The sequence below is a fragment of the Thioalkalivibrio sp. ALJ1 genome (genome assembly GCF_000745395.1).
Taxonomy (GTDB): Bacteria; Pseudomonadota; Gammaproteobacteria; order Ectothiorhodospirales; family Ectothiorhodospiraceae; genus Thioalkalivibrio.
In genome coordinates, this window is the sequence record NZ_KN050684.1 from 2,243,529 (window position 1) to 2,249,666 (window position 6,138).

Here is a 6,138-nt window from a genome sequence, read left to right on the forward strand (position 1 = left end):
CTCCTTCGCAAGCCACTCGCCAGGCTTCGGGGTTCCGTACAATACGACTCTCCCTTCGCTCCGAAGACAACCTTCATGCGCCATTCGCTGCTGACCAACACGGATCTCCAGGGGCTCGACCGAGATGCATTGCTGCGACACTTCGCGGGCCATCAACCCCTGGAAGACGCCTCCGGCGAACAACTGGCCGAGGCACTGGATCGGGCCCTCGAAACGGTGGAGACCTCCGGCCTCGAGTCGCACCCTCTGGATGTGGCCGAGATCCTGCGCCACCTCAACGTGGATCGCCAAACGCTGATTGCAACGCTGCTGGTACCGGTCTATCTCGCGGATGCGCTTAAGCCTGCCCAGCTCGAGCAGCGCTTCGGAACGGCCATTGCCCGGCTGACGACAAACGTCGCGGCGTTGGTTCGGCGGCGCTTTGAAACTCCGGCCGGTCGCCCCGAGCAGGCGGAACGCCTGCGGCGAATGCTGATGGCCATGGTGGACGACGTGCGTGCCGTGTTGATCAAGCTGGCGTTCCGCGTCCAACACCTTCGACTGCTGGTGCGCGAACCAGATGACAACGCTCGCGTCCTGGCCCAGGAAACCCTGGATGTCATCGCTCCACTTGCCAACCGGCTCGGCGTCGGCCAGCTCAAGTGGGAAATGGAAGACCTCGCCCTGCGAATCCTGGAGCCGGAAACCTATCGGGATATCGCCCGGGGCCTGGAGGAAAACCGCACCGAGCGCGAGACCTACGTCGAACAGTTCGCCCAAACCCTTCAGGACCGCCTGAAGACCCAAGGGATCGAAGCTCGTGTATTTGGCAGGCCCAAGCACATCTACAGCATCTGGAAGAAGATGCAGCGCAAGCGGACCTCGCTCTCCGAACTCTACGACCTACGCGCCACCCGCGTGATCGTCGAACAGCTGGCGACCTGCTATACCGTGCTCGGTATCGTGCATAACGACTGGCGCCATTTGCCCAGCGAGTTCGACGACTACATCGCCAATCCGAAAGCCAACGGCTACCAGTCGCTCCATACCGCCGTGGTGGGCCCCGAGGGCAAGGTCGTCGAAGTGCAGATCCGCACCCGCGAGATGGACGACTTCGCCGAGCTCGGGGTCGCCGCCCACTGGCGCTACAAGGAAGGCGGGCGCGAGGATCAGGCCCTCAACCGCGCCATTGCCAACCTGCGCCAGCTGCTGGAATCGGCGGAAAGCTCCGACCAGAACCTGCTGGACGAGATCCAGAGCGAGCCCCTGCATCAGCGTGTATTCGTGCTCACCCCCCAGGGCGAAGTTCTGGACCTGTCCCAGGGTGCGACGCCGCTGGATTTCGCCTACGCCGTGCATACCGAGGTCGGCCACCGCTGCCGCGGCGCAAAGGTGGACGGCCACATCGTACCCCTCACCTACCGTCTCAAATCAGGCGAACGCGTGGAAGTACTGACCACGCGCGAGGGTGGGCCCAGCCGTGACTGGCTCAACCCCAACCTTGGCTATCTGAATACCGCCCGCGCCCGCTCCAAGGTCCGCACGTGGTTTCGGCAACAACACCAGGACGAACATCTCGCCACCGGCAAGAATCTGCTCGATCGCGAATGCCATCGCCTTGGCTGCGGCGCCGATCTTGACCGAGACGCCCTGGCAGGCGCGATGAAGTATCAGACGTTCGAAGAGCTTCTGATCGCATTGGGCGCTGGTGACATCACCACCGCACAGATCGCCGGACGGATCGCCCAACAGCTCCGCGAGTCCCGAGCAAAAGCGGCGGCGGAGCCAGAAGGACAACCCGCCACACCGAAGCAGGAAACGCGCACAGCACCGCAGGGGCCACGCGAGCCACAGGACGACATCCGAATCCGCGGCGTTGGCGGGCTGTTGACCACCCGCGCGCGCTGCTGCGATCCGCACCCTGGCGACTCCATCGTGGGCTTTATCACTCGCGGTGCGGGCGTCTCCGTCCATCGCAGCGACTGCGTCAATATCCTTCACTTGCCGGACGAAAAGCGCGGCCGCCTGATCCCTGTATCCTGGGGCGACGAGCCTGAAAGCGAACTCATCACGCTCGAGTTGGAAGCCCATGACCGCCCCGGCCTGCTCGGCGAGGTCGGCAGCGCCTTCTCCGAATGCGGCATCAACCTGCTCCGCGTCAACACCCGCACTGACCGCGACGATCGCAGCGTCCGCATGGAACTGGAAGCCGAATACAGCGACCTCGGCGAACTCAGTAACCTCTTCGACCGCCTCCAATCCCTCCCCAGCGTCCAAACCGTCCGTCGCGCCAACCACGGTGTCTGATTCAGGGAGCGCATTCACCAACCGACACGCGCACCTCAACACGATGGCTCTTCGCCTCCTCGTGCCTTCGGTCCGGGATAAAGGTTATAACGCTGGGGAAGTCGGCAGGAACGACGGGGTCAGGCGTCCCCTCAACGCGAACCGTTGATCGGGGCTATGGCCAACGCCATAGAGAAACGCCATACGGCACTCGGATGCCGTTCACTCACCGGGCTTTAGGGGCCCAGAGCGCATGGAGTGCTGGCGCGTGCTTTTGTAGGCGTCGGTACCCCGCCGCCCGGCCCGCAACTCGCGCAACTGACGCCCCGCATTACTGCGGCGGTCGGCTAGCTCAGGCAAGGTTTCCTGATAAAAGCGAGAAAGCGCTTCTAACGCCTCGCGCAGGGTCAGCCCGCTGTCATCACGAAGCGAGACCGGCTCCGCACTGAAAGCACGATCGATCAGTATGCGAGCCTTTAGGTCAAGGTCTTCAAGGCGGTCCCATTTCTCTTCCTCAACCGCCTGAGCCATTAGCCGATGGACGGCTTCGACTGCATCTTCCAGCGTTGCGCTGTCGGCTTCTGAATCGGAATCGTGTGTCAGCGTCATCAGTGCACGACAGCACGCGCAAGGGGTTCGGTCAACACCTTCAACATCACCCGGCCTTGCGCTGACGCTGTTCGGGCGGGATTTCATCCCAGCCGAACTTGATCTCACGGAGTAATTTCGCCACCTCGTCCAACGCGGCCGGATCGTTCTGGGCATTGCCTTCCAACAGGCGGCGGCTCATGTACTCATAGAGCGCATCCAGATTTCCGGAGAGTTCAGGGTTGTGCTTGTGATCCAGGACCGCGCGCAGCGACTCAACGATATCGATCGCCTTGCCAATCTTCTCGCCTTTCAGGCCCACATTGCCCTGCTGCATCGCACCCTTGGCGACGGCAATCCGCTCCAGCGCGCCCTCGAAGAGCATTTGGATCAGCCGGTACGGGTCGGCTACCTGAGCCTCGGCCAGCGCGCCCGACTGTCGGTACTGGTTCACCGCTCGATTCATGCCCGGTCCGTACATGCGTTGCTCTCCGTTATCTGTTCGCCCAATCGGGGCGACTATCGACGAGAATTGTTCTGGGCCAGCGGCATATTCGCCAGCTGGCTGGTCAGAAAGTCACCCGTACTCTGCATCTGCGCGACGGCGGTATCCATGCGCGAGAACTGTGCCACGAGGCGGCTCTCCATGCGCTCGAGACGGACATCCAGCCGCTCCCGCTGCTGTTCGATGCGCTCCAGGTCGCCACGCAGCCCGTCGGTACGGTTCCCGATCAGCCCATCCGGTGCGACGAAGGTCCGGGTGACCTCTTCCATGCGCCCGCCGACTTCACGCACTACCTCCGAAATACTTTCGAAGTCGTTGTTATCCATCGCCTGATTAAAGCGACTGGTGTCGAAATTCAGCGTCCCATCGCGATTCGAGACGATCCCCAACTCGGCCAGCGTCTGCACCCCAGAATCCGGCACTCCGGCCGGCTGCAGCAGGGCCTCGCTCAAGCGGCTGCGCACGCCGCGTACGGTACTGTCACCCGTCAACACCGACGGCTCGTCGTCCTCCACGTTGTAGGACGTCAGTTCTCGGGTTTGTCCGACCAGCGTGTTGTACTGCTCGACAAAGCCCTGCAGAGCCTCTCGCAGTGCGCTCTGATCTTCCCGCACCGAGACTGTAGCCGGCGCCGCGGAAGTGCCCTGCAATTCGATCGTGACGCCTTCGATGGTGTCGTCCAGGGTGTTGGTGGCGCTGGTCACGGTCACGCCGTCGATTACCGCCTCGGCATTCTGCGCCGCACGCGTCTCGACCAGGTTGCTGCCATCCAGGCGCGACAGGCCACTACCGGCCGGGTCCTCGGTCGCGGTCAACGAGATCGTGTTGTCCGCCCCCGTCTCGGAAGCGTTCAGCACCAGCCGCGCGCCGTTACCATCGTTAACGATGGACGCACGCACGCCCGCGCCGGCCTCGTTAATGGCATCGCGCACATCGCGCAGCGTGTCGCCTTCCTCGACATTGATCGCCACCGGGCTGCTATCCCCCAGCTGCAATTGCAGCTGCCCGGCCCCGACCTCGGCATCACCGTCCGCAAAATCCCCTGCGGTGGTGGCGAGCGCCTGGGCCTGCGCCAGCTGGTTCACCTGCAGCGAGAAGGCGCCATTGTCGGCGGTGCCATCGGCACTCACGGTTGCCACGCTCTCGTCGGAGATCGAGGCCGTCTGATTCAGTTCGAATCCGGACAGAGACAGCAGCGAACCCTGGAGCTGTTCGATCCCGTTGCGCAGGTTTCCGAAGGCCGAAATCTGCGCCTCGATACGCTCTTCGCGTTGATTGAAGCGCTCCTCCTTGGGAACGCGTTCGGCGTTCAGCAGGTCGCCTACAATCTGGTTCAGATCCAGGCCGGACCCCACACCCATCGCACTGATTGCCATCGTATTGCTCCTCGCAGGTCGACGTCTCGACCGCCTCTGTGCACGTACACCTTCTATAACGACAGCCTAGCGCAAATCTTGATCCCCTACTTTGAAAAATCTTCGACGCTGCAGCACAAAAAGGCCGCACGTCGTGGGATGCGGCCTATCGCGACCTGGCCAGCGCTCACGACTGGCGCAAGCGGTCCCACTTCTTACTGCAACAGGGCCAGCACGTTCTGCGGAACCGCATTGGCCTGCGACAGCACCGAGGTACCCGCCTGCTGCAGCACCTGCGCCCGCGTAAGCTCCGCCGTTTCCGTCGCAAAGTCCGCATCGCGGATCCGCGAACGCGCGTCCGACAGGTTCTCGAAACTCACACCCAGGTTGTCGATCGTGGACTCGAACCGCACCTGCACCGCACCCAGCTCCGCACGCAGGCTGTTCACCTGGGTCAGCGCACCATCCAGCGCACCAATCGCCTGGGTCGCACTCTCGCGGGTGATCACGTCGATGTCGATCAGGTTCACCTGGGTCGCAAGCTGAGCCCCGAATACCGGACCACCGACCGGGTCCCCGTCCGAATCCGTGACAGCAATGCCATCTGACACATCGAACTCGGCGCCAAAGGCCCCGTTGATCACAACCCCGGTATTGCCTGCATTATCCACCCGCAGGGCCGCGCTCAGCCCGGCGTCGGCAATGGTGCTGTTGCCAGCCGCCGCATCCTGGATCGCTCTGTTGATATCCCGCGCCAACCCCTCCAGCGAGGTCACTCCCGCAAAGGTTGTAGTCATCGAATCGCCGGCAAATACGCCGTCGTCCAAAAGCTCGATTACAAAGAGTCCCGAGAACTCCAGGCCGGCTTCGATCTGCTCCTGGCTGAACCGAGTTCCGGACATCGCTTCGGTCGTACCGAGCTCGGAGGTCCGCGAGTCCACGCCGCTCACCGCGATGGTCTGGCCCTGGTTCGCACCCACCTGGAAGAACAGGTCCTGCACACTGCCGTCCAGCACACGGCCACCGTTGAACTCGGTGCTGTTGGCAATCCGCGAGACCTCGGACATCAGCTGCTGAACCTCGTCGTTCAACGCCTGACGGTCCGAAGCCGAGTTGGAATCGTTCGCCGCCTGCACCGCCAGCTCGCGTGCCCGCTGCAGCGCATCGCCCACGGTCCCCAGGGCGCCCTCGGCCGTCTGCGCAAACGAAATCCCGTCGTTGGAATTGCGCACCGCCTGGTTCAGTCCGCGAATCTGGGTGCTGAAACGTTCGGAAATGGCCAGACCGGCCGCGTCGTCCTTGGCGCTGTTAATCCGCAGGCCCGAGGACAGACGCTCCAGACTCTGGGCCAGCGCACCCTGGGAATTCCCCAGATTGCGCTGCGCGTTCAGGGACAGAACGTTGGTGTTGATAATCTGAGACATG

At 63.0% G+C, this 6,138-nt stretch carries 5 protein-coding genes; 1 reads left to right on the top strand and 4 read right to left on the bottom strand.

The genetic code is table 11. From position 1 onward, the window contains the following. Positions 1-75: 75 nt before the first annotated feature. Entirely contained in the window at positions 76-2,286 is a 2,211-nt protein-coding gene (locus F462_RS12910) for a RelA/SpoT family protein (RefSeq protein WP_038054771.1), read from the top strand. 201 nt (positions 2,287-2,487) lie between these two features. Here the strand turns inward: F462_RS12910 and F462_RS12915 are convergent, their stop codons facing one another. The 4 genes from F462_RS12915 to F462_RS12930 all read right to left on the bottom strand — a co-directional run bounded on the left by F462_RS12915 (position 2,488) and on the right by F462_RS12930 (position 6,137). Then, entirely contained in the window at positions 2,488-2,874 is a 387-nt protein-coding gene (locus F462_RS12915) for a flagellar protein FliT (RefSeq protein WP_038054773.1), read from the bottom strand. Between the two features lie 46 nt (positions 2,875-2,920). Continuing rightward, complete coding sequence (fliS, locus tag F462_RS12920; protein ID WP_018140047.1) at positions 2,921-3,334, bottom strand: flagellar export chaperone FliS; 414 nt, start codon at positions 3,332-3,334, stop codon at positions 2,921-2,923. 38 nt (positions 3,335-3,372) lie between these two features. Continuing rightward, positions 3,373-4,734 carry a flagellar filament capping protein FliD gene (gene fliD / locus F462_RS12925; protein WP_038054775.1) on the bottom strand — a complete coding sequence of 454 codons (1,362 nt, stop codon included), beginning with the start codon at positions 4,732-4,734 and terminating at the stop codon, positions 3,373-3,375. 194 nt (positions 4,735-4,928) lie between these two features. Continuing rightward, positions 4,929-6,137, bottom strand: a complete 1,209-nt coding sequence (locus F462_RS12930; protein ID WP_038054777.1) for a flagellin — start codon at positions 6,135-6,137, stop codon at positions 4,929-4,931. Between the last annotated feature and the right edge of the window lies 1 nt (position 6,138).